Source organism: Streptomyces pimonensis (genome assembly GCF_041380215.1).
Taxonomy (GTDB): domain Bacteria; phylum Actinomycetota; class Actinomycetes; order Streptomycetales; family Streptomycetaceae; genus Streptomyces; species Streptomyces pimonensis.
Map to the genome: position 1 here is coordinate 322,729 of NZ_JAHWZY010000001.1, position 22,014 is coordinate 344,742.

21 protein-coding genes and 2 pseudogenes are annotated in these 22,014 nt (G+C 72.5%); 15 read left to right on the forward strand and 8 right to left on the reverse strand.

Annotation, left to right across the window (positions count from 1 at the left end; translation table 11 throughout):
- Positions 1-185 precede the first annotated feature (185 nt).
- The 5 genes from KYY02_RS01635 (at position 186) to KYY02_RS01655 (ending at position 4,603) form a co-directional block, all read left to right on the forward strand.
- A complete protein-coding gene (locus tag KYY02_RS01635; RefSeq protein WP_371235540.1) occupies positions 186-320 on the forward strand; it encodes a hypothetical protein in 135 nt (44 codons plus the stop codon).
- Between the two features lie 197 nt (positions 321-517).
- A complete protein-coding gene (locus tag KYY02_RS01640) occupies positions 518-1,570 on the forward strand; it encodes a LacI family DNA-binding transcriptional regulator (protein WP_371235541.1) in 1,053 nt (350 codons plus the stop codon).
- A 99-nt stretch (positions 1,571-1,669) separates the two neighbouring features.
- On the forward strand, positions 1,670-2,764 hold the full coding sequence (locus tag KYY02_RS01645) for an LCP family protein (RefSeq protein ID WP_371235542.1): 1,095 nt from the start codon (positions 1,670-1,672) through the stop codon (positions 2,762-2,764).
- A gap of 112 nt (positions 2,765-2,876) precedes the next feature.
- On the forward strand, positions 2,877-3,233 hold the full coding sequence (locus KYY02_RS01650; protein WP_371235543.1) for a YciI family protein: 357 nt from the start codon (positions 2,877-2,879) through the stop codon (positions 3,231-3,233).
- Between the two features lie 65 nt (positions 3,234-3,298).
- Positions 3,299-4,603, forward strand: a complete 1,305-nt coding sequence (locus KYY02_RS01655) for an RNA polymerase sigma factor (RefSeq protein WP_371235544.1) — start codon at positions 3,299-3,301, stop codon at positions 4,601-4,603.
- Here KYY02_RS01655 and KYY02_RS01660 read toward each other — a convergent pair whose 3' ends face one another.
- Positions 4,604-5,779 carry a THUMP-like domain-containing protein gene (locus KYY02_RS01660; protein ID WP_371235545.1) on the reverse strand — a complete coding sequence of 392 codons (1,176 nt, stop codon included), beginning with the start codon at positions 5,777-5,779 and terminating at the stop codon, positions 4,604-4,606. It lies immediately after the preceding gene.
- Between the two features lie 90 nt (positions 5,780-5,869).
- Here KYY02_RS01660 and KYY02_RS01665 point away from each other — a divergent pair, with 90 nt between their 5' ends.
- The 4 genes from KYY02_RS01665 (at position 5,870) to groL (ending at position 9,950) form a co-directional block, all read left to right on the forward strand.
- Positions 5,870-6,793, forward strand: coding sequence for a polysaccharide deacetylase family protein (locus KYY02_RS01665; protein ID WP_371235546.1), 924 nt, complete (start codon positions 5,870-5,872; stop codon positions 6,791-6,793).
- Positions 6,790-7,566, forward strand: coding sequence for a polysaccharide deacetylase family protein (locus tag KYY02_RS01670; protein ID WP_371235547.1), 777 nt, complete (start codon positions 6,790-6,792; stop codon positions 7,564-7,566). The genes KYY02_RS01665 and KYY02_RS01670 overlap by 4 nt, the downstream gene beginning before the upstream one ends.
- Positions 7,567-7,866: 300 nt before the next feature.
- Entirely contained in the window at positions 7,867-8,175 is a 309-nt protein-coding gene (gene groES / locus KYY02_RS01675; RefSeq protein ID WP_006130737.1) for a co-chaperone GroES, read from the forward strand.
- Positions 8,176-8,324: 149 nt separating this feature from the next.
- On the forward strand, positions 8,325-9,950 hold the full coding sequence (gene groL, locus KYY02_RS01680) for a chaperonin GroEL (RefSeq protein ID WP_371235548.1): 1,626 nt from the start codon (positions 8,325-8,327) through the stop codon (positions 9,948-9,950).
- A gap of 79 nt (positions 9,951-10,029) precedes the next feature.
- On the opposite strand, the gene KYY02_RS01685 is transcribed toward groL, so the two are convergent.
- Positions 10,030-10,845, reverse strand: a complete 816-nt coding sequence (locus KYY02_RS01685; RefSeq protein WP_371235711.1) for a pectate lyase — start codon at positions 10,843-10,845, stop codon at positions 10,030-10,032.
- A gap of 36 nt (positions 10,846-10,881) precedes the next feature.
- A pseudogene (locus KYY02_RS01690) lies at positions 10,882-11,382 on the reverse strand (RICIN domain-containing protein); the annotation flags it as partial.
- A gap of 158 nt (positions 11,383-11,540) precedes the next feature.
- Between KYY02_RS01690 and KYY02_RS01695 the strand changes: the two are divergent.
- Positions 11,541-12,593: a hypothetical protein gene (locus KYY02_RS01695; protein ID WP_371235549.1), complete on the forward strand. Its 1,053-nt coding sequence runs from the start codon at positions 11,541-11,543 to the stop codon at positions 12,591-12,593.
- Between the two features lie 535 nt (positions 12,594-13,128).
- Here the strand turns inward: KYY02_RS01695 and KYY02_RS01700 are convergent.
- A complete protein-coding gene (locus tag KYY02_RS01700) occupies positions 13,129-13,416 on the reverse strand; it encodes a hypothetical protein (protein WP_371235550.1) in 288 nt (95 codons plus the stop codon).
- A 274-nt stretch (positions 13,417-13,690) separates the two neighbouring features.
- Between KYY02_RS01700 and KYY02_RS01705 the strand changes: the two genes are divergently transcribed.
- Complete coding sequence (locus tag KYY02_RS01705; protein WP_371235722.1) at positions 13,691-13,981, forward strand: hypothetical protein; 291 nt, start codon at positions 13,691-13,693, stop codon at positions 13,979-13,981.
- Positions 13,982-14,153: 172 nt separating this feature from the next.
- Here KYY02_RS01705 and KYY02_RS01710 read toward each other — a convergent pair.
- From KYY02_RS01710 to KYY02_RS01720, 3 genes and pseudogenes are all read right to left on the reverse strand, one after another.
- Positions 14,154-14,576 (reverse strand): annotated as a pseudogene (locus KYY02_RS01710) (ester cyclase); the annotation flags it as partial.
- 174 nt (positions 14,577-14,750) lie between these two features.
- A complete protein-coding gene (locus tag KYY02_RS01715) occupies positions 14,751-15,524 on the reverse strand; it encodes an SDR family NAD(P)-dependent oxidoreductase (RefSeq protein WP_371235551.1) in 774 nt (257 codons plus the stop codon).
- 63 nt (positions 15,525-15,587) lie between these two features.
- On the reverse strand, positions 15,588-16,268 hold the full coding sequence (locus tag KYY02_RS01720; RefSeq protein ID WP_371235552.1) for an MOSC domain-containing protein: 681 nt from the start codon (positions 16,266-16,268) through the stop codon (positions 15,588-15,590).
- 80 nt (positions 16,269-16,348) lie between these two features.
- On the opposite strand from KYY02_RS01720, the gene KYY02_RS01725 reads away from it, so the two are divergent.
- Positions 16,349-17,245 carry a LysR family transcriptional regulator gene (locus KYY02_RS01725; RefSeq protein WP_371235553.1) on the forward strand — a complete coding sequence of 299 codons (897 nt, stop codon included), beginning with the start codon at positions 16,349-16,351 and terminating at the stop codon, positions 17,243-17,245.
- A 103-nt stretch (positions 17,246-17,348) separates the two neighbouring features.
- On the opposite strand, the gene KYY02_RS01730 is transcribed toward KYY02_RS01725, so the two are convergent.
- A complete protein-coding gene (locus KYY02_RS01730; protein WP_371235554.1) occupies positions 17,349-17,678 on the reverse strand; it encodes a WhiB family transcriptional regulator in 330 nt (109 codons plus the stop codon).
- 379 nt (positions 17,679-18,057) lie between these two features.
- On the opposite strand from KYY02_RS01730, the gene KYY02_RS01735 reads away from it, so the two are divergent.
- The 3 genes from KYY02_RS01735 to guaB all read left to right on the forward strand — a co-directional run bounded on the left by KYY02_RS01735 (position 18,058) and on the right by guaB (position 21,982).
- The gene (locus KYY02_RS01735) at positions 18,058-18,669 is read left to right on the forward strand and encodes a response regulator transcription factor (RefSeq protein WP_003948568.1); all 612 of its coding nucleotides are present in this window, start codon (positions 18,058-18,060) and stop codon (positions 18,667-18,669) included.
- Between the two features lie 1,060 nt (positions 18,670-19,729).
- Positions 19,730-20,317, forward strand: a complete 588-nt coding sequence (locus KYY02_RS01740) for a sigma-70 family RNA polymerase sigma factor (protein WP_371235555.1) — start codon at positions 19,730-19,732, stop codon at positions 20,315-20,317.
- Positions 20,318-20,476: 159 nt separating this feature from the next.
- A complete protein-coding gene (guaB, locus tag KYY02_RS01745) occupies positions 20,477-21,982 on the forward strand; it encodes an IMP dehydrogenase (RefSeq protein WP_371235556.1) in 1,506 nt (501 codons plus the stop codon).
- Positions 21,983-22,014: the final 32 nt, after the last annotated feature.

The following is a 22,014-nucleotide window of genomic DNA, read 5'->3' on the forward strand; positions in this document are numbered from 1 at the left end:
GGCAGTCCCCGGTGCGTCAAGGACCTGACGGTCGGGCGCGCCTCCCCGGCAGAGGGGGCGGTCGCGGTGGAGCTGTACCTGGACCCCAGTCCGTGGAAGCGCGACGAGGGCCTGCACCTGCGGTACGCGGGCGTGCGCGCCGGTTCCGTACGGTGGCGGACGAGGACGACGGCACGCTCCCCCGGTTGGGCGGTCTCCCACTGGACGAGGTCCTTCCGCACCCGGCGGGCCCGAGCCACGAGATCGCGTTCACCAACGGCTCGGTCCGCGTCGTCGCCGCCGACCTGACGGCACGATGGCACCGGGCACCGGGGAACTGATCGCCGGTGTCCCGGGCGGTCGGCGCCGATCTCGTACGAGCCGCCGTGGCCGATGGCGTACAGCGGGGTGCGAGGAGGGCGAACGGTTCTCTCCCGTACGCTGCGGAGAAAGTTTCGGAGTATCCGCCGAATGTTCCGGTGAGTCATGGGATGCCGAGGTCTTCGTCAACACGGCCCGCAGGGTTACGATCGCCGCCATGACTTCCCCGCAGCCCGCCGAGATCCAGGCGCAAGGGCGCAGTGCCCGGACGGCGACCCTCGCCGAGATCGCCCGCGAGGCCGGCGTCTCCGCCCCGACTGTTTCGAAGGTCCTCAACGGCCGCGTCGATGTCGCCCCCGCCACCCGGAGCCGGGTCGAGGGGCTGCTGCGCGCCCACGGCTACCGGCGCCGCCGCGCCGAGTCCACCCGCTCTCCCCTGATCGACCTGGTCTTCCACGAACTGGAGAGCGCCTGGGCGATGGAGGTCATCCGGGGCGTGGAGAACGTGGCCCGGGACGCGGGCCTGAGCGTCGTCCTCTCCGAGAGCGCGGGCCGGCTCACACCGGGGCGCACCTGGGCCGACCAGGTCGCCGCGCGCCGCCCGCACGGCGTGATCCTCGTGCTGTCCGGCCTCGACGAGTCCGGGCGGGCCCTGCTGACCAGCCGCTCCATCCCGTTCGTGGTGATGGACCCGGCCGGCGACCCGGGCACCGACGTGCCCTCCATCGGCGCGACCAACTGGCAGGGCGGGCTCGCCGCGACCCGGCACCTGGTCGAGCTGGGCCACACCCGGATCGGCGCGATCAGCGGACCCGCGCGGATGATGTGCAGCCGTGCCCGCCTCGACGGCTACCGGGCCGCCCTGGAGACCGCCGGACTGCCGGTCGACCCCGGACTGATCGCGGCCGGGGACTTCCACCACGAGGCCGGCTACCGGCAGGGCCTCGCCCTGCTGCGCCGCGAGGACCGGCCCACCGCGGTCTTCGCCGGCAACGACCTCCAGGCCCTCGGACTGTACGAGGCCGCGCGCGAGCTGGGGCTGCGGATCCCGGAGGACCTGAGCGTGGTCGGGTTCGACGACCTGCCGGTGGCCCGCTGGGTGGGGCCGCCGCTGACGACCGTGCGGCAGCCGCTGACGGAGATGGCGGAGGCGGCGGCCAGGCTGGTGCTCGATCTGGGCCGGGCCGAGGACTCGGCGGCGGCGACCCGGGTGGAGCTGGCGACGAGCCTGGTGGTGCGGAGCAGTACGGCGGCGCCGACGGGGGTGTGAGCCGGTCCGAAAGTTTCGATCCGTCGGGCGGCACGCCGGAAGTCTGAGAACTTCACAAGAAAACCGTCTGCGGAGCGCTGCTCGTCATAATTCGGACTTATGTTCCTGCCTGTGAGGGAACACGAGAAGAGCGACGGGACCGGGGACGACGACGGGACCGGGGGCGAGGGCGCGGGCATACGAACGGGCCGGCGGGCGACGGCGCTGAAGATCACGGGGTTCACGCTGGCGGGCCTGCTGGTCCTGGGCGCCGGAGCCGCCGGCTGGGTGTACTGGCAGCTCAACGGCAACATCGACAGCGTCGACATCGACAGCGCCCTGGGCGACGACCGCCCCGCCGGGGCCGCGGTCGTCCCGGACGCGTCCGCCACGGCCCCGCCCCTGCCGACCGGGTCCCTGAACATCCTGGTGCTCGGTTCCGACTCGCGCAGCGGCGAGGAGAACCAGGAGCTCGGCGGCGGTGACAGCGGCGGCGCCCGCTCCGACACCGCCATGGTCGTCCACCTCGACGCCGGCCGGACCGCCGCGACGGTGGTCAGCATCCCCCGGGACACCCTCGTCGACCGGCCCTCCTGTCCCCTGGAGGACGGGGGGTCGACCCGTGCGGCCTCCGGTGCGATGTTCAACAGCGCGTACGAGGTGGGCGGGCCGGTGTGCGCCGTGAAGACCGTCGAGTCGCTCACGGACGTCCGCATGGACCACTACGTCGAGATCGACTTCGCCGGTTTCGCCCGCCTGGTCGACGCGCTCGGCGGGGTCACCGTCACCACCGAGGAGGACATCGACGACGACCGCAGCCACCTCACCCTGGACGCCGGCACCCACCACCTCGACGGCGCGGACGCCCTCGCCCTGGCCCGCACCCGGTACGGCGTCGGCGACGGCAGCGACCTCGACCGCATCGGGCTCCAGCACCGGCTGGTGAAGGCGCTGCTGGAGCAGGTCGCGGACGAGGACCTGCTGACCGGCCCCGCCCGGCTGTACCGGATCGCCGACGCCGTCACCGGCAGCCTCACCACCGACACCGGCCTGGACTCCCTGGGTGAACTGACCCGCCTCGGGCAGAGCCTGCGGGACCTCCCGGCCGACGGCGTCACGACCCTCACCATGCCGGTCGTCCCGGCCCCCTGGGACCGCAACCGCGTGGTGGCGGACCAGCCGGAGGCGGGGGAGCTGTGGGCCTCTCTGAAGTGAGGCGGAGGCGGGGCGGAAAAACCCCGGCACCGGTGTCGAATCCGGTGTCCCCCGTTCGACGCAGGGGTGAGAGGCCGGGAAGGACCCGGTCCGCACGACCCGAGGAGTCACCATGCCGCGCTTTCTCTCCCTGATCCGGATCGACGAGAACAACGCCCCCGAAGGCGGCCCCGGCCCCGAACTGATGCAGCGGATGGGCGAGCTGATCGAGGAGATGACGAAGGCCGGGGCCCTGCTGGACACCGCCGGACTGGTCCCGGCCGCCCAGGGCGCCCGGGTGCACTACGAGGGCGGCCGGCTGTCCGTGACGGACGGGCCGTTCACCGAGACCAAGGAGGTCATCGGCGGCTACACGATGCTGCAGGCCAAGGACAGGGCCGAGGCGATCGAGTGGACCAAGCGGTTCCTGAAGGTGCACGAGCCGCACTGGACGGTGACCTGCGAGGTGCGGGAGGTCATGGAGGGCTGACGGCTCCCGCGCGCCCAAAGACCCCTCCTTGGCTCCGCCGCCGTACGGGTGTCTGATGGTGGGTCGTGACACCACAGCCCACCACAGGCCCCCGCGACCCGGACCCGGACCCGGACCCGGACATGGACACGGCACGGACCGTCGAGACCGTGTTCCGCATGGAGTCGCCCCGGGTGATCGCCGGCGTGGCCCGTGTCGTCCGGGACGTCGGCATCGCCGAGGAGCTCGCACAGGACGCCCTCGTCGCCGCGCTGGAGCAGTGGCCGCGGGACGGGGTGCCCGACAACCCGGGCGCCTGGCTCATGGCCACCGCCCGCAACCGTGCCGTCGACCTGATCCGCCGCAGGGAGACCTACGCCCGCAAGCTGGCCGAGATCGGCCGGGACCAGCCGGTGGTGGCAGCTCCGCCGGAGGAGCCCGCGGACCCGGACGACATCGACGACGACCTGCTCCGTCTCGTCTTCACCGCCTGTCACCCGGTCCTGTCCGCCGAGGCCCGCACCGCCCTCACCCTGCGGCTGCTCGGCGGCCTGACCACGGCCGAGATCGCCCGCGCCTTCCTCGTGCCGGAGTCGACGGTGGCCCAGCGGATCGTGCGCGCCAAACGCGCCCTGGCGACGGGGAACGTCGCCTTCGAGGTGCCCCACGGCCCCGACCGGGAGGCCCGCCTCGGCTCGGTCCTCGACGTCATCTACCTGATCTTCAACGAGGGGTACGCCGCCACGGCCGGCGACGACTGGCTGCGCCCGGCACTGTGCGAGGACGCGCTGCGGCTGGCCCGCGTGCTGTCCGCACTGATGCCGAGGGAGCCCGAGGTGCACGGGCTCACCGCGCTGCTGGAGTTGCAGTCCTCGCGCGCCGCGGCCCGCACCGGCCCGGACGGCGAACCGGTCCTCCTCGAGGACCAGGACCGCGCCCGCTGGAACCGCATGCTCATCGCCCGCGGTGTCACCGCCCTCACCCGCGCCGACGCCGTCGCCGCCGGCGCCCCGGGCCCGTACGTCCTCCAGGCGGCCATCGCCGCCTGCCACACGCACGCGTACCGCTACGAGGAGACCGACTGGCCCCGCATCGCCGCCCTGTACGCCCTGCTCGCCGCCCGAGCCCCCTCCCCGGTCGTCGAACTCAACCGCGCGGTGGCCGTCTCCATGGCCGAGGGCCCCGCCGCGGCGCTGCCCCTGGCCGACGCCCTGACCGGCGTACCGGCGCTGCGGGACTACCACCTGCTGCCCAGCGTCCGCGGCGACCTGCTGGCCCGCCTGGGCCGCACGGAGGAGGCCCGGGCGGAGTTCCGGCGCGCGGCGTCGCTGACCCGCAACGCACGCGAACGGGAGCTGCTGCTGCGCCGCGCGGCGCGGGCCGGCGCGTGATCACCGCACCGGGTGCCCCAGCAGCATCGTCGGGGCGCCGTCGACGCGGGTCAGGAAGACCGTGACGGACTCGGGGCCGTACGGCTTGGACAGGACCTTGCGGCGCAGTTCCTCCGGCTCGACGGCCGAGCCGCGCTTCTTCACGGTCAGGACGCCGACCCGGCGCTCGCGCAGCAGCGCCTTCAGCCGCTTGACGTTGAAGGGGAGCCGGTCGGTGAGCTCGTAGGCGGTGGCGTACGGCGTCGGGCGGTGCTCGTCGGCGGTGACGTAGGCGATGGTCGGGTCGATGAGCCCGCCGTCGAGTTCCGCGGCGACCTCGGCGACGAGGTGCGACCGGACGACGGCGCCGTCGGGCTCGTACAGGTACCGGCCGGGCGGGCGGACCGCGGGGTCGGGCAGCCCGCGGGAGAGGAGGGTGCGCGGACCGGGGAGGAGGGTCGCGCGGACCGCCGCCTCCTGCCCGGCGCCGAACCACAGCACCGCCTCCTTCACGTCCCCGCCGTCCGAGATCCACTCGGCCCCCGCGTCGGCGGGGACGGCCTCGTGCGGGATGCCCGGCGCGACCTTCAGCGCGGCGGCGCGCGGTGCCGTGCGGGCCGCCGCGACCGCCCAGGACAACGGGGGCGAGTACGCCTCGGGGTCGAAGACGCGGCCCCGCCCGCCGCGCCGGGCCGGATCGACGAACACGGCGTCGTGGCCGGCCGTGTCCACCTCCGTCACGTCCGCCTGCCGTACCTCGATCATGCCGGCGAGCCCCAGCGCCTCGGCGTTCGCCCGCGCGGCCGCCGCGGTGAGCGGGTCCCGGTCCACCGCCAGCACCCGGATCCCGGCGCGGGCCAGCGCGATCGCGTCCCCGCCGATCCCGCAGCACAGGTCGGCCACGGAGGCCACGCCGAGCTCCTGGAACCGCCGGGCCCGGTACGCCGCCACACTCGCCCGCGTCGACTGCTCCACCCCGTTCGGCGTGAAGAACATCCGCCGCGCGTCCTCCGCCCCGAACTTGGCCACCGCGCGCTGCCGCAGCCGCGCCTGGCCCAGCGCCGCCGAGACCAGGTCGGCGGGGTGCTCGCGGCGCAGCCGGGTCGCGACGGCGAGTTCGTGGGCCGGATCGGTGTCGCGCACCTCGTCGAGGAGGGCGCGGCCTTCGGGGGTGAGGAGGGGGGCGAGGTCGTTCACCGGGTCATTGTGGGCCAGTCGGTGGACCGTGTGCCTCCGGTCGCGGTGTCGGACCGGATCGCCGGTGGCGGACTGCGAGGATCCGGCACCATGCGAGCAGTAGGACAAAACGATAAAAAGTGGCCATTCGGCGGTGTCCGGACCGGCCTCGCGGTACTCGCTCTCGCCTCCGTCGCCGCGGGCTGCGGACCGGGCGGCGGCGCCCCGGCCGAACCGGCGGGCGGTCAGCAGCCCCTGCAGGCGCCCCCGGCCCGCGCGCTCGACGCCTACGCCACCAAGCTGCGCGCGGCGCACGCCGCGAGGGTCGCCGCCGCGAAGCGCTGGGGACTGAAGCGGGTGCCGCTGGCCGCTCCGCCGCCCCCGGCGAAGAAGCCCCGGATCACCACCCGCGACGGCTTCGAGGTCGACGGCCACCGGCGGCTGGGACTCCCCCCGGTCTTCACCACCGTCCCCACCGACGAGAAGATCCTCTTCCTCACCATCGACGACGGCGCCGAGAAGGACCCGGCGTTCCTGCGGATGATGAGCGAGCTGAAGGTCCCCTACAGCGCCTTCCTCAGCGACTACCTGGTCAAGGAGGACTACGGCTACTTCAGGCAGATGCGGGACCGGGACGTCGCCCTGCACAACCACACCCTCCACCACCCCTACCTGCCGGCCCTGTCCTACGCCCGCCAGAAGCGTGAGATCTGCGGCATGCAGGAGGTCATCGAGGAGCGCTACGGCGAGCGCCCCGTCCTCTTCCGCCCGCCCTACGGCAACTACGACAAGGCCACCCTGCGCGCCGCCAAGGCCTGTGGGATCACCCACGTCCCCCTCTGGAACGAGGAGGTCTTCGTCGACCGCTGGGAGTACCGCGAGTGGGACCGCGAACTGCGCCCCGGCGACATCGTCCTCAGCCACTTCCGGGGCCGCGGGGACTGGAAGGGCACGATGCCGGACATGGTCCGCCGCTTCCTGGACAAGGCCACGGCGGAGGGGTACGCGGTGGCCCGCCTGGAGGACTACCTGTGAGGGGCCGTCTCCTGGCGGGCGCCGCCGCCCTGCTGGCCGTGGTCGCCGGATGCGGTCCGTCGGGCGGGACGCAGGACGGCGCGGGCCGGTCGCCCGGAGCCGGTCCGGCGCCGGGGACCGGCGCCCTCCCGCCCGTCGTCGACCGCGTCCCGACCCGTGACCGGGTCGTCTTCCTCACCTACGACGACGGAGCCGAACGCGACCCCCGCTTCGTCGACCTGGTGCGCGAGCGCCGGCTGCCCGTCAGCCTGTTCCTCACGGACAGCGTGGTGGGCCCCGGGTACGCCCACTTCGCCCGGCTGCGCTCGGTCGGCGCGAGCCTGCAGAACCACACCCTCGACCATCCCGCCCTGCGCGGTCTGCCGTACGCCGGCCAGCGCGCCGAGATCTGCGGCCAGCAGCGCAAGCTCGCGTCCCGCTTCGGCGTCCGCCCCCGCCTCTTCCGCCCGCCCTACGGTGCGTACGACACCACCACCCTGCGGGCCGCCGCGGACTGCGGCATCGCGGCGGTGGTGCTGTGGCGGGTCACCCTGGAGCCCGACGGCCACCTCACCTACGCCGACGGCCCCCGCCACCTGAGCCCCGGCGACATCATCGCCGTACCGTCGGGCGAGGCCCCGGCCCTGTCGTTGGCGGAACGGACGACACGGGTGCTGGACGAACTGGCGGAGCGGGGGCTGAGGGTGGGCAGGCTGGAGGACCACGTCGGGCAGACCGGTCCGTCGGCGGTTCCTGGCGAGCACCGCTCACCTCTCAGCCCGTCCGGCGTTTGAGGACGAGGCCCGTTCAGGGCCGAAGCGGGGCCTGGGGGCGGCAGCCCCCGGTGACGGTCACCGCAACGCCGTCGGCTGCACACCCCGGTGCGAACGACGCCCCCACCCCGCGACGCGCCGCAGGCAATTGGCACTCCGCTTGACCGAGTGCTAATCGCAGTCATAGTCTCAGGTCTGGCACTCCCCCCTGGAGAGTGCCAAACACGCGACGGGCAGGTCCGGCACCCGCGACGACGGATCCACCTGGTCGCCACCTCAGACAGTTAACCCCGTGAGATCTCCGAAGGGGGAGGTCGGATCGTGACGACCGCCAGCTCCAAGGTTGCCATCAAGCCGCTCGAGGACCGCATCGTGGTCCAGCCGCTCGACGCCGAGCAGACCACGGCTTCGGGCCTGGTCATTCCGGACACCGCCAAGGAGAAGCCCCAGGAGGGCGTCGTCCTGGCCATCGGTCCGGGCCGCTTCGAGGACGGCAAGCGCGTCGAACTCGACGTGAAGGTCGGCGACGTCGTTCTGTACAGCAAGTACGGCGGCACCGAGGTCAAGTACAACGGCGAGGAGTACCTCGTCCTCTCGGCCCGCGACGTCCTCGCGATCGTCGAGAAGTAAGGGGGGATCCGGGGGCCACCCCGGACAACCCGACCTCGTAGCAAGCACTTTTGCTCGAACCACTGCGCCCCTGGCCCCAGCATCCGACAAGGACCGGGCGCCCGGGGCGCAGTGATTTCACCCAGAATTCCGAGAGGGCTCCCGCTGCCATGGCGAAGATCCTGAAGTTCGACGAGGACGCCCGTCGCGCCCTCGAGCGCGGCGTCAACAAGCTTGCCGACACGGTGAAGGTGACGATCGGCCCGAAGGGCCGCAACGTCGTCATCGACAAGAAGTTCGGCGCCCCCACCATCACCAACGACGGTGTCACGATCGCCCGCGAGGTCGAGATCGAGGACCCGTACGAGAACCTCGGCGCGCAGCTGGTGAAGGAGGTGGCGACCAAGACCAACGACATCGCGGGTGACGGCACCACCACCGCCACCGTGCTGGCCCAGGCGCTGGTCCGCGAGGGCCTGAAGAACGTCGCCGCCGGCGCCTCCCCGGCGCTGCTGAAGAAGGGCATCGACGCCGCCGTCGCCGCGGTCTCCGAGGACCTGCTCGCCTCGGCCCGTCCGATCGACGAGAAGTCCGACATCGCCGCCGTCGCCGCGCTGTCCGCCCAGGACCAGCAGGTCGGCGAGCTCATCGCCGAGGCGATGGACAAGGTCGGCAAGGACGGTGTCATCACCGTCGAGGAGTCCAACACCTTCGGTCTGGAGCTGGACTTCACCGAGGGCATGGCCTTCGACAAGGGCTACCTGTCGCCGTACTTCGTGACGGACCAGGAGCGCATGGAGGCCGTCCTCGACGAGCCCCAGATCCTCATCACCCAGGGCAAGATCTCCTCCATCGCGGAGCTGCTGCCGCTGCTGGAGAAGGTCATCCAGGCCAACGCCTCCAAGCCGCTGCTGATCATCGCCGAGGACGTCGAGGGCGAGGCCCTGTCGACCCTGGTCGTCAACAAGATCCGCGGCACCTTCAACGCGGTCGCCGTGAAGGCCCCCGGCTTCGGTGACCGCCGCAAGGCGATGCTGCAGGACATGGCCGTCCTCACCGGCGCCACGGTCGTCTCCGAGGAGGTCGGCCTCAAGCTCGACCAGGTCGGCCTGGACGTGCTCGGCTCCGCCCGCCGCGTCACCGTCACCAAGGACGACACCACGATCGTCGACGGTGCCGGGAACAAGGAGGACGTGCAGGGTCGCGTCGGCCAGATCAAGGCCGAGATCGAGACCACCGACTCCGACTGGGACCGCGAGAAGCTCCAGGAGCGCCTCGCGAAGCTGGCCGGCGGCGTGTGCGTGATCAAGGTCGGCGCCGCCACCGAGGTGGAGCTGAAGGAGAAGAAGCACCGTCTGGAGGACGCCATCTCCGCGACCCGCGCCGCGGTCGAGGAGGGCATCGTCTCCGGTGGTGGCTCCGCGCTGGTCCACGCCGTCAAGGTCCTCGAGGGCAACCTCGACAAGACCGGCGACGAGGCTACCGGTGTCTCCGTGGTCCGCAAGGCCGCCGTCGAGCCGCTGCGCTGGATCGCCGAGAACGCCGGCCTCGAGGGCTACGTCATCGTCTCCAAGGTCGCCGAGCTCGAGAAGGGCAACGGCTACAACGCCGCCACCGGCGAGTACGGCGACCTGGTCAAGGCCGGCGTCATCGACCCGGTCAAGGTGACCCGCTCCGCCCTGGAGAACGCCGCCTCCATCGCCTCCCTGCTGCTGACGACCGAGACCCTGGTCGTCGAGAAGAAGGAAGAGGAAGAGCCGGCCGCCGGCGGTCACGGCCACGGCCACGCCCACTGAGCGACCCGCTCACAGCACGACGAGGGCCCGGCACCGCTGAACAGCAGCGGTGCCGGGCCCTCGCCCCGTGCGGTGCGTCCTACTGGTACGTCACGTCGGAGGTCTTGTAGATGCAGGCCTTGCCGTCGGGACCACCGCCGAGCTCGGTCGGCTCGTCCCCGTTGTCGTTGCCCTTGAAGCGCTCGCAGACGACGATCTTCTTCTTGCTGTCGCCGGCGATCGTCACGTCCGAGAGGGTCGCGGTGTCACCGTAGTTGGCGTTGACCCCGGCGAGGACCTTGCCGGGGCTCGTGACCAGGACGTTGTCGATCACGACGTGGCGCTGGTACTGGGTCCCGCAGTTGCCGCACGAGCGGTAGAGCTTGCCGAAGTCGGACACCTGGAAGTTCCTGATCGTCAGGGTGCCGGCGCCGTTGTGCTGGAAGACCTTGTCGTCGGCCTTGCGGGCACCGCCGCCGTCGACGACGTAGGCCGCCGAGGCGGACTTGCCCTTGAAGCTGGCGGCGTCCTCGCCGACGTCCTCCCACCACACGTTGACCAGGGTGCAGCTGCCCGAGCAGTGCACTCCGTCGGCGGCGGGCGTCCCCAGGATCACGTTCTTCAGCGTCGCGCCGTCGGCGAGCTTGAACAGCGGGTCCTGCCCCTCGTCCTGGCCGCTGCCGCCGAGGTCGCCCGAGCCGTGGAAGCGCTTCAGGGAGCCGTCGTACACGCCCTTCACCTCGATGGTCGAGGAGACGGGCTGCTCGTCGGTGGCGGTGGGCCAGGAGGCGAACGCGGTGTCACCGGCCGGCTCGTCGTCCGCGGGCGCGGTGGGGGAGGCGGAGGCGGGAGCGCTCGCCGTCGGAGCCGCCGTCGGCGTCGACGCGGGGGGCGTCGAGCCGTTCACCTCCTGCAGGGTCCAGGTCTTGCCGGCGGCCTTGTCGCAGGAGTTCTGCTGGAGCAGGCCGCCCTTGGGGTTCAGGCACTTCTCGCTGTGCGCGTTGACCAGGTGGTAGGCGTCACCGACGGGGCTCACCTTCCAGACCTGGGAGGAGCCCTCGCCGCAGTCCTGCTGCTGCACGGCCTTCCCGGCGGAGACCGCGTCGCCCTTGACGCCCGCGCACAGACCGGTGGCGGACGACGTCACGGTGAAACCGTCGCCGGAGTCGGCCAGTTCCCAGCTCTGGTCCGCGCCCCCGTCGCAGTCCGCCAGGGCCAGCCGCACCCCGGCGCCGGCGCTTCCCGACGGAACCTCCAGACAGGTCCCGCCCGCCGCGTTCACCAGGCGGTAGGTGCCCGCGCCCGGTTCCGCCGCGGACGCCGACATCAGCACGCCGCCGACCACGGCGCCGCCCACGAGCGACGTGGTGAGGGCGCCGATCAGGACGGTGCGGCGCCGGCCGTTCTTCCTCCGGTGCCCCGCGGGCGGGGCGGTGTTACCAGTACTGCGCATGTCACGGCTTTCGTTCGATGTGCGATGGCCCTCGTTGTCCACCGCCCTGAAGTCGCCGCCGTACGGCGGGAGGTTGCCGCCCGGCCGCGATATTTTTCGACGAGGGCGCGGCGCGTGAGGACGGAACCGCAGCCGGCCGGGAACAGGAGGGGAATGTGATGAGCCAGGTGCTCTACGGGGAGCGGTCCCGCAACCCGTTGGCGCGGACCGTGGAACTCACCGAGGACGGGTTGCGCAGAGGCGGCCGGACGACACCGGCGGGCGAGCTGAACCTCGGCGCCATGGCCGAGGCGTACCTGCGGGGGTGCTGGCTCGGCGGCGCCGGCGCGGAACGCCCCCTGGCCTCGCTGGCGCAGGGACCCGGCAGGGTCCCGGTCACCCGGGTGACGGGGACGACCACGCCTGTGAAGGCGCATCGGGCAGCCGACTTCGCCCGAGCCCTGGGCGAGTGGGCGGTCCGCGGGTGCGGCGGGGCGGAGCGGGTGGCCGCCCTCGCCGCGCGGGCGCACGCGGAGGGCGTGCCCCTGTGGATCGCGCGGCGCCACGCGCCCGGCCCCGCCGGACCGGTCACCGTCGCCGTGGACCGGCGCCTGGTCCGCGTGGACGTCTGGGGCCCGCACGCCCCCGCCGTACGGCTCAGGGCGCCGTACGGCTTCCGCGGGGACTCCACCGCCCCGGACGGCGACCTGCACCTGACCGTCGGCGACGCCACCGCGCACCTCGAACTCCGCCGCACGTTCCGCAAGTCCAGGAGCAGCGTCGGGATACGCCTGCCCGACCGGCACTGGACGCTGCGGCGCGAGAACGCGGAGAGCTCGTGGCTGCTGCGTGACGACCGGCGGGTCGCGTTGCTGACCCGTCCGTCGCGGTGGCCGGGCCCCCCGCCCGGCACCGTGCTGCTGCCGCTGGCCGCCGTGCACCACGAGAGCCCCGACCCCCTGGACGCCGTGATGGCCCACGCGGTCGCCGTGTCCTTCGGCCTCGGGGACACGACGGGCCTGGCCAGGTTCCGCCCCCGCTCCCGATCGGAGGCGGAAGCCGACACCTGGGACCTCCCCTGGTTCAGCAACCTCGGCACCGGCCGGAACGACAACGAACGCGGCGGCGGCGACGGCTGGGGCAGCGACGGCGGGGAGGGCGGCGACGGCGGCGGAAGCGGCGACGGCGGCGGAAGCGGTGGTGACGGGGGAGGCGGCGGAGGAGGTGACTAGCCGGCGGGGACTCAGCGCATCGCGGCCAGGACGACGCCGCTGAGCACACTCGTGATCACGAAGAACGGCGCGTTGAGGGCCCCGTGGTACGGCGGGCGCGGGAAATTCGGGTTGATGGCGATCTGGAAGGTGATCGCACCGAGATCACCGACGCCGACGAGGAGCCCGAAGACCCCGGCGTCCCCCCATGCCCGTGATGCCGAGCGCCTCGACGAGCACGGCGCTGGTCAGGACGGTGAGGAGGAGACACACCGGCGGCCCCGCCAGGGTGACCGCCCCTCGCCCACCAGGTACGACGCGCCCCACGGCAGTCGTCCGGCGGGGTGGTGGGGGAGGGTGGCGGGCTTGTCGGGGTGGGTGTCCGCCGGCCCACCCCGCCCCGACGGCCGCCCGCTGTGGCCGTACGTGCGGGCGAGTGGGCTGTGCCGGGCAGCCTCGCGCTGACCTGATCGCGGACTTGGCGGACTTGAAGGGGCACCCGCCGTCCAACGGCCGCTGCCCCTTTCTTCTTTTGTCCCTGTGGAGCCCCCAGCTTCTACGGCCCTGTCAGCGGGTGGCGGTAAGGGGTGATGAGGCCCTCACCCCGGTAGCGGGTGCACCCCGTTGTCGTCCGTGACCTCGTACGCGTCGATCCGCAGCAGCTCGCGGACGCGGGCGGGAAGCCGAGGACCCCGGTCACGGTGGCCGTCAGGGCTGACCACCACAGACCGTGGGGGCTCCCCTTCCTGGTCGCTGTCCACCACGCCAGGCCGCCCATGGCGAGGCCGACGAAGGCGAGGACGGCCAGAAAACCGTAGTGGCCGTCGAATATGGCTGCAAACATGTTCGTCTTTCACGTCGTGGACGCCGGCGCCTCACCGTGTCCGGGGCGCCGGCGTCTCATGGCGATGCTCAGCAGTGGGCGGCCGGCGTCTGATACGGCCCACCACTGTAGGAGAACAGGCCGACGCTGTTCAGGCAGGCCTTGTCACCCCGGGCCTCCTCAGGAACGGGTACGAGCTGGAGGCCCACGACTTCCGGGAGCTGTTCGCGGGGAGCGTGCGTCGGCGGTCGTCTTCCCCCTTCCCTGGCCCCGGTGGGAGCACGGCGTCCACCCGGTGAGCCCGGACGGCACGTTCGAGGTCTTCTCGGGGCAGCGCGCGGTACGGGCCATGGGAACGGACGGGAAGACGCTGTGGGAGTACCGGCACAACTGCTGGGGCCCCGAGCCGGATCACCCGCACACGGGCGACGAGCAGGAGGTGTGCCGTGGTCCGGCGCACGGCTCCTCCCGGAACTCGGACGACGGCCGGCTCATGTGGGCGCATGCAGTGGCAGAGCCGGAGCCGGGCGACCGGCAGGAGCGCCGGGTGGCCCTGGACGCCCGTGACGGACGGGAGCCGGGGTGACTGTCACTGGTCGACAGCGCGGCGGCCGGCTCGTGCGACCTCCCCCACCCGGACGGCGTCCATATGGGACTGTGCATCGGCATGGGCCAGGACGGCACCCTGCTGCACCGGGCGCGTCGGGAGGGCGGGAAGCTGGTCGGCTGGGACGTGAACGAGGGCCTGGACCGCGTCCGAGGGCGGCGACGTCCTGCTCGTCGGCCGGATCGTGGTCGTGGCAGCCCTCCTCGACCAGGCCCGTCGACGAGGACAGGTCGTCCGCGGTGGTGACCACCTCGAGGAAGCGCCGCGCGGACTACGCGTTCAGCCGCTCGTCGCGCACCACGTCCAGGTCCGTGAAGGTCGGCACACCGTCGCACAGGGCCACCATCTCCCGGAATATCCTTCCGGTCTCCGGCAGTTCGGAGTTCCGCATCGCCTCCTCGTACGAGGGGAACTCCACGATCTCGACGACGTGCGACGTGTCCGCGCGGTCCTTGCCGACCACCGCGTGCGTCGCCGTCCGCTTCCCCTTGGTCTGCTCGACCCACTGGTCCATGAGCCGGTCCATCTCCTCGAACCGGCTTGTCCTGCAGTCGATGAGCTGTACGAAGGTCATGACGCTCGCCTCCGGTCCCCCCTGGGTCCGGGTCGCTCCGTAGCACCCATTCTCTCCCGGACAGCGGGTTCCGTCCCGCCGGGACCGCGCGCCCGCCGGGACCGCGCGCCCGCCGGGACCGCGCGCCCGCCGGGACCGCGCGCCCGCCGGGACCGCGTGGGCGCGCGGCGACCGTCACCGGGGCCCGTACTTCCGTCCCGTCCGCGACGAGACCCCGCCCAGCACCCCGCGCGGGACCAGCTTCGCCGCCCCCATCAGCGCCTTGTAGCGCGGGTCCGGGATCGACAGCGTCTTGCCCCGGGCCAGGTCCGTGAGCGCCGCGGCGGCGACCTTGTCCGCGTCCAGCCACATCCAGTTCGGGATGTTGTCCGTGCCCATCCCGGCCCGCGCGTGGAACTCGGTGCGCACGAAACCGGGGCACAGCGCCATCAGCCGTACGCCGTGCCCCGCCAGGTCCTGTGCCGCGCCCTGGGTGAACTGCACGACCCATGCCTTGGAGGCCCCGTAGGTCCCGCGCGGTACGAAGGCGGCGGTCGAGGCGACGTTCACGACACCTCCGCGCCCGCGCCCGCGCATCGCCTCCACCGCCGCAGACGTCAGCCGGAGCACCGCCTCGCAGTGCACCTTGAGCATCCGCAGCTCGTCGGCCATGGGGACCTCGAGGTAACGGCCCCGGTGGCCGAAGCCGGCGTTGTTGACCAGCAGGTCCACGGGGTTCTTCGGGTCGCCGAGGCGGTCGGCCACCGCCTCGATGCCCTTGTCCTGAGCCAGGTCGGCGGTCAGCACCTCCGCCTCGATGCCGTGGCGGTCGTGCAGCTCGGTCGCCTGTTCGCGCAGCCGGACGGTGTCGCGGGCGACCAGCACCAGATCATGTCCGTCGGCCGCCAGCCGCCGCGCGAACGCGGCACCGATCCCAGCCGTCGATCCCGTAATCAGAGCCGTTGTCATGGCGTAAGAGTAGTTACCCGGAGCGGGAGCCTCCGCTTCGTGTCATCCCATGGACACATGTCGTCAGGCCGTCGACCGGGCCCCGTACTTCTCCACGTACGTCCGCGCCGTCGCCAGCACCTCCGGATGCAGCGCCCCGCCCGCCGCCAGCAGCCGGGGCAGCAGCGTCCGCTCGGTCGTCGCCGCACGGAACTGCAGCGCGACCGTCACCTCGTGCTCCGGCCGGTGCACGATCCGTACGGCGTCGCCCGCGCGTATCTCACCGGGCCGGATCACCCGGAAGTACGCCCCCGGCGCGCCCCGCTCCGTGAACCGCTTCACCCAGCCCTTCTCACCCAGATGGCCCTGGAAGGTGCGGCAGGGGATGCGTCCGGAGGTCACCTCCAGCACCACCTCCGGCCCGACGGCCCAGCGCTCGCCGATCAGGGCGCCGGACACGTCGACCCCCTCGGTGGTGAGGTTCTCGCCGAACACGCCGTTCGTCAGTGGACGCCCCAGGGTGCGCTCCCACTCGTCGAGGTCCTCGCGGGCCACGGCGTACACCGCCTGGTCGTCCCCGCCGTGGTGCCGCGTCTCGCATACGGCGTCCCCGGCCAGGCCGCTCGCGCCGGCCCCCTTCGGCCCCGGCGCCGCCACCCGCACCGGCCCGTCCACGGGCCGCTTGTCGATGCCGGTCACGCCGTCGCGCTGGTCCGTGTACGGCACGGCCCGGGGGCGACCCAGATTCACAGACAGAAGCTTCATGGGGCGCACGGTAGGCGATGGGCGTCAAAGCGTCGACGCATTATCCGGTGCCGTGCCAAAGGTCTGCTTATCCTTGAGGAGTGATCGAAGCTCGTCATCTCCGTGTGCTGCGCGCCGTGGCCGCCACCGGTTCCTTCTCCGCGGCGGCCCGTGAACTGGGCTGCACCCAGCCCGCCGTCAGCCAGCAGATGAAGGCCCTGGAGGCCTCCGTCGGCACGCCTTTGCTCATCCGCAGCGGCCGCGAGATGCGCCTGACGCAGGCCGGGGAGGCGCTGGTGCGGCACGCGGCCGGGATCATCGCCGGGCTGACCGCCGCCGAGGAGGAGGTCGCCGCCATCGCCGGGCTCCGCGCGGGCCGGGTCCGGCTCGTCTCCTTCCCCAGCGGCAGCTCCACCCTCGTCCCCACGGCCCTCGCCGCCCTGCGCGCCGCCCACCCCGGCACCCGGGTCTCCCTGGAGGAGGCCGAGCCGCCCCGCTCCGTGGAGATGCTGCGCGAGGGCGACTGCGACGTGACCCTCGCCTTCCGGTACGAGGGGGCGGCGGGCGCCGAGGAGTGGGACGACCTCGTCGTACGGCCGCTGCTGTCGGACCGGCTGGTGGGGCTCGTGCCCGAACGGCACCGGCTCGCCCGCGCGGAGTCGGTCGCCATCGGCGAACTCGCCGACGAGCCCTGGATCGCCGGCTGTCCGCGCTGCCGGGGGCAACTGGTCGAGGTGTGCGAGACGGCCGGTTTCACCCCGCGCATCGATTTCGCGACCGACGACTATCCGGCCGTCGTGGGACTGGTCGGCGCCGGACTCGGGGTGGCGGTGCTGCCCCAGCTGGCCGTCGAGTCCGTACGGCCCAGGGGAGTGCGCGCCGTGGCGCTGGAGCCCGCCGTGCGCCGGGAGATAGTCGCGCTCACCCTCCCGGACCTCGCCCAGGTGCCGGCGGTCACCGCGACGCTGGAGAAGCTGGCCGGGGCGGCCGGCCGGTGAGGGGACCGGGGACGTGATCACCGTGCGTGAAGGACGGTCGATCACCCCCGGTGACGAAGCAGGGGCACGCGTGTGTGCCCCGTGTTCCTGAAGAAACGTTCCCTCAGTCGTCCGAAGCGGCGTGCCCGCCAGTGGCCGACGCCGACACCAGCCGGTTGCGCGCCCGCCCCATCAGCTCTTCGCGCTCGTCCTCGGTCAGACCGCCCCACACGCCGTACGGCTCGCGCACCGCCAGCGCGTGTGCGGCACACTCGGCGCGCACCGGGCACCTCATGCAGACCTCTTTGGCCGAGTTCTCGCGAGCGCTTCGGGCCGCGCCCCGTTCGCCCTCCGGGTGGAAGAAGAGCGAGCTGTCCACCCCGCGGCAGGCGGCCAGGAGCTGCCAGTCCCACAGGTCCGCGTTCGGTCCGGGAAGGCGGGAGAAATCTGCCATTGCGTGACCCCTTGTAGCCGTTCTGGGCGGATCCGGTGTCCACGACCGTATGAATACGATCCAAGGAGATGAAAATATGACTCATTGCGAATCTAGCCCCGGACACCAGCAAAGGGGAAGAAAAGGGTCTGAATGGGGCACGGGTTGTGAGGAAAGTTCGGGGTCCGCCGCGCATATCCCCACCGTGTCCGCCCCCTCACGTAGAGTTCCGAAGATGGCAGACGGCCCCGTAACTCTTTCGAGTGACCGTCGTTGAGAGTGCGAGGCGGTTGAAGGAAGAAGCGCTCGGACGGACGTCCGGGACGGTCGACCGCACAGGTGACGATTTCGTACCAGCCTGGAGGCTCAAGGTGACGCGCATCAGCTGCGGAGGGCGGCCATGACTTCCGTCCTCGTCTGCGACGACTCCCCGCTTGCCCGAGAGGCGCTCCGCCGCGCGGTCGCGACCGTGCCCGGCGTCGAGCGCGTGACGACGGCTGCCAACGGCGAGGAAGTCCTCCGCCGCTGGGGAGCCGACCGCTCGGACCTGATTCTGATGGACGTACGCATGCCCGGTCTGGGCGGCGTAGAGACGGTCCGGCGGCTGCTGTCCGCCGACCCCGGAGCACGCATCATCATGCTCACGGTCGCCGAGGACCTCGACGGCGTGGCGCTCGCGGTGGCGGCCGGCGCGCGTGGCTACCTGCACAAGGACGCCTCCCGCGCGGAGCTGCGGGCCACGGTCACACAGGCGCTGGCCGACCCGACCTGGCGGCTCGCACCGCGCCGGCTTCGCTCCGCCGAGATGGGTGCGGCGCCCACGCTCACCGCGCGGGAGATCCAGGTCCTCGAAGGCATGAGCCACGGCCGTTCCAACGCCGAGATCGGCCGGGAGCTGTTCCTCTCCGAGGACACCGTCAAGACGCACGCGCGGCGGCTCTTCAAGAAGCTCGGCGCGTCGGACCGGGCCCACGCGGTGGCGCTCGGCTTCCGGTGGGGCCTGGTGCGCTAGGGCCTTGCGCGGGAATCGCGCCGGGTGACGGGCGGGCCCCGCGCCCTGGGCCGCGGGACGGCGGGAGCCGGTCCGTGACTCCGGGTGCCCGCATCCGCGCGGGCCGGGACGGAAACGGGGCTCAGGGGCCCGGCACGATCCGTACGAGGGGGGCCCTGGGCCCTCCCCGCCCCGGGGCCGGTCCGTCCCGGTGTGCGGCCCCCACGGCACTCGATGCCGCGGGGGCCGGTGAGCGCCTCCGCCCGGACCCGGCCACGACCCTCGGCGCGACACCCCGCGTGACCGGTCGCACACGCACCGGCCCGGGTGAAGCCCGCCGGTCGGCGACGCGAGGCCCGGCGGCCGCGGGGTTCCGCGGCCCGATGGGCGTGTTTCCGGCGGCCGTGAAGCTCGCGGCTCCGGGGGTCCGCTTCCGGCGGGAGTGCGGGGAGTGACTCCACGTGGTGTGTTCCCGGCGGGCGCGGGGTCCGCGGCTCCGCGCGGTGCGCTTCCGGCGGAATGCGCGGGCGCTGACGCCGTGCGGTGCGTTCCCGCCGGGTGTGCGAGGCGTGTTTCCTGCGGTGCGCTTCCGGCGGGTGCGAGGGCCGCGGCCTCGTGCGGCGTGCTGCCGGCGCGCGGGAAGTCCGTGGCTCCGGTCGGCGTGCTGTCGGAGGGTGCGAGAACCATGGTTCCGTGCGGCCTGCCACCGGCCCCACGGACCCGGACCGAACCACACGGCACGCCGCGGAGCGGACCGGGCCGGCCCCGGAGCACAGCAAGCCGCCGCAGTCGGCCGGATACGCCGCAGTCGGCCGGAGCCGTCGTGCCCGGGGTGCGGGCAAGCCGCCGCGGGGTGCGAGAACCCCGCTCCACCAGCGCGCCGACGGCAGCCGCCGGACGCTCGCTGCTCGTTTCGCCGGGGATGCCGCATCCTTGAGGTGTGGAGTTCCTCGGGGACGAGTCGGTCGAGCGGAAGAGGAGGGCGCAGGGGATGAGTTCCGGCGCACCTGCTCATAACGCTTCGGTGCACAACCAGGGACACGGTGCCGCGGACCAGGCGTCCGCAGGGCACCATGGACCGATGCGCGACGACGAGGCGGGCGCTGCCCGAGGGGCGATCGGTGCGCTCGTCCACCGCGCGGTCGACGGGGACGAGCAGGCCACGCACGATCTGCTCGCCCACGTCCACCCCCTGGCACTGCGCTACTGCCGCACCCGCCTGTCGCGGCTGCCCGGCGACGCCCGGCACTTCGTCGAGGACCTCGCCCAGGAAGTCTGCGTCGCGGTGCTCCTCGCGCTGCCCCGCTACAAGGACACCGGCCGGCCCTTCGAGGCGTTCATCTTCGCCATCGCCTCCCACAAGGTCGCCGACCTGCAGCGCGCGGCGATGCGCCACCCCGGCTCGACGGCCGTGCCCTCCGACGAGATGCCCGAACGCCCCGACGACTCCCTCGGCCCGGAGGAGCGTGCCCTGCTCAGCAGCGACGCCGAGTGGGCCAAGAAACTGCTGGCCAACCTGCCCGAGAACCAGCGCGAGCTGCTCCTGCTGCGGATCGCCGTGGGCCTCACGGCGGAGGAGACCGGACAGATGTTGGGAATGTCACCCGGCGCCGTCCGGGTGGCCCAGCACCGCGCGCTGAGCCGGCTGCGCGCCCTGGCGGAGCAGTAACGGCCGCCGTCGCGTGCCCCTTCGGCACATGAACGGACGGTCGGCCGTTCCCGTACGAACATACGAAGCCCGGAGCCGTACGAGATCGTGGAATGAGACGCCCACGCTTCCCGTTAGCATGGACATCCGCACCGATCAAGGCCATTTGAGGAAGGTGTCATGACTGCCAACGTCGACGGAGTGCCCGGTAAATTCGCGACACTCGGGCTGACCTACGACGACGTGCTGCTGCTGCCGGGCGCGTCGGACATGGCGCCCGACCAGATCGACACCGCCTCGTACGTCTCCAAGAACGTGCGGGTCAACATCCCGCTGCTGTCCGCCGCCATGGACAAGGTCACCGAGGCGCGCATGGCGATCGCGATGGCCCGCCAGGGCGGCGTCGGTGTCCTGCACCGCAACCTGTCCATCGAGGACCAGGCCAACCAGGTCGACCTGGTGAAGCGCTCCGAGTCCGGCATGGTCACCGACCCGATCACCATCCACCCGGACGCCACGCTCGCCGAGGCCGACGCCCTGTGCGCGAAGTTCCGCATCAGCGGCGTCCCGGTCACCGACGGCAACAAGAAGCTGCTCGGCATCGTCACCAACCGCGACATGGCCTTCGAGACCGACCGCTCCCGTCGGGTGCGCGAGGTCATGACGCCGATGCCGCTGGTCACCGGCAAGGTCGGCATCTCCGGCCCGGACGCCGTGCAGCTGCTGCGCCGCCACAAGATCGAGAAGCTTCCGCTGGTCGACGACCACGGCGTCCTCAAGGGCCTCATCACGGTCAAGGACTTCGTGAAGGCCGAGAAGTACCCCAACGCCGCCAAGGACGCCGAGGGGCGCCTGCTGGTCGGCGCCGCGGTCGGTGTCGCCGGCGACGCGTTCGAGCGCGCCCAGGCGCTGGTCGAGGCGGGTGCCGACTTCATCGTCGTCGACACCGCGCACGGCCACTCCCGCCTGGTCGGCGACATGGTCGCCAAGATCAAGTCGAACTCCTCCGGCGTCGACGTCATCGGCGGCAACGTCGCCACGCGCGACGGCGCCAAGGCCCTCGTCGACGCGGGCTGCGACGGCATCAAGGTCGGTGTCGGCCCCGGCTCCATCTGCACCACGCGTGTCGTCGCCGGCGTCGGCGTCCCGCAGGTCACCGCGATCTACGAGGCCGCCCTCGCCGCCAAGGAGGCCGGTGTCCCGGTCATCGGCGACGGCGGTCTGCAGTACTCCGGCGACATCGCCAAGGCGCTGGTCGCCGGTGCCGACACGGTGATGCTGGGCTCGTTGCTCGCGGGCTGCGAGGAGTCCCCGGGCGAGCTGATGTTCATCAACGGCAAGCAGTTCAAGTCGTACCGCGGCATGGGCTCGCTCGGCGCCATGCAGACCCGCGGCGACCGCAAGTCGTTCTCCAAGGACCGCTACTTCCAGGAGGGTGTCGCCTCCGACGAGCAGCTGGTGCCCGAGGGCATCGAGGGCCAGGTGCCCTACCGCGGCCCGCTCTCCTCGGTCGTCCACCAGCTGGTCGGCGGCCTGCGCCAGTCGATGTTCTACGTCGGCGGACGCACCGTGCCCGAGCTCCAGGACAACGGGCGGTTCGTGCGGATCACCTCCGCGGGCCTCAAGGAGAGCCACCCGCACGACATCCAGATGACGGTCGAGGCGCCGAACTACAGCCGCAAGTAGACGGCGGACCTCGGCGGGGGCGGCTCCGGGGC

Coding starts and splice junctions, on each gene's coding strand:
- KYY02_RS01720 (WP_371235552.1), bottom strand. CDS start 16,268: ATGAAGCTTCTGTCTGTGAATCTGGGTCGCCCCCGGGCCGTGCCGTAC.
- KYY02_RS01735 (WP_003948568.1), top strand. CDS start 18,058: ATGACTTCCGTCCTCGTCTGCGACGACTCCCCGCTTGCCCGAGAGGCG.
- KYY02_RS01645 (WP_371235542.1), top strand. CDS start 1,670: ATGTTCCTGCCTGTGAGGGAACACGAGAAGAGCGACGGGACCGGGGAC.
- KYY02_RS01665 (WP_371235546.1), top strand. CDS start 5,870: ATGCGAGCAGTAGGACAAAACGATAAAAAGTGGCCATTCGGCGGTGTC.
- KYY02_RS01640 (WP_371235541.1), top strand. CDS start 518: ATGACTTCCCCGCAGCCCGCCGAGATCCAGGCGCAAGGGCGCAGTGCC.
- KYY02_RS01730 (WP_371235554.1), bottom strand. CDS start 17,678: ATGGCAGATTTCTCCCGCCTTCCCGGACCGAACGCGGACCTGTGGGAC.
- KYY02_RS01695 (WP_371235549.1), top strand. CDS start 11,541: ATGAGCCAGGTGCTCTACGGGGAGCGGTCCCGCAACCCGTTGGCGCGG.
- KYY02_RS01650 (WP_371235543.1), top strand. CDS start 2,877: ATGCCGCGCTTTCTCTCCCTGATCCGGATCGACGAGAACAACGCCCCC.
- KYY02_RS01700 (WP_371235550.1), bottom strand. CDS start 13,416: ATGTTTGCAGCCATATTCGACGGCCACTACGGTTTTCTGGCCGTCCTC.
- groL (WP_371235548.1), top strand. CDS start 8,325: ATGGCGAAGATCCTGAAGTTCGACGAGGACGCCCGTCGCGCCCTCGAG.
- KYY02_RS01740 (WP_371235555.1), top strand. CDS start 19,730: ATGCGCGACGACGAGGCGGGCGCTGCCCGAGGGGCGATCGGTGCGCTC.
- guaB (WP_371235556.1), top strand. CDS start 20,477: ATGACTGCCAACGTCGACGGAGTGCCCGGTAAATTCGCGACACTCGGG.
- KYY02_RS01715 (WP_371235551.1), bottom strand. CDS start 15,524: ATGACAACGGCTCTGATTACGGGATCGACGGCTGGGATCGGTGCCGCG.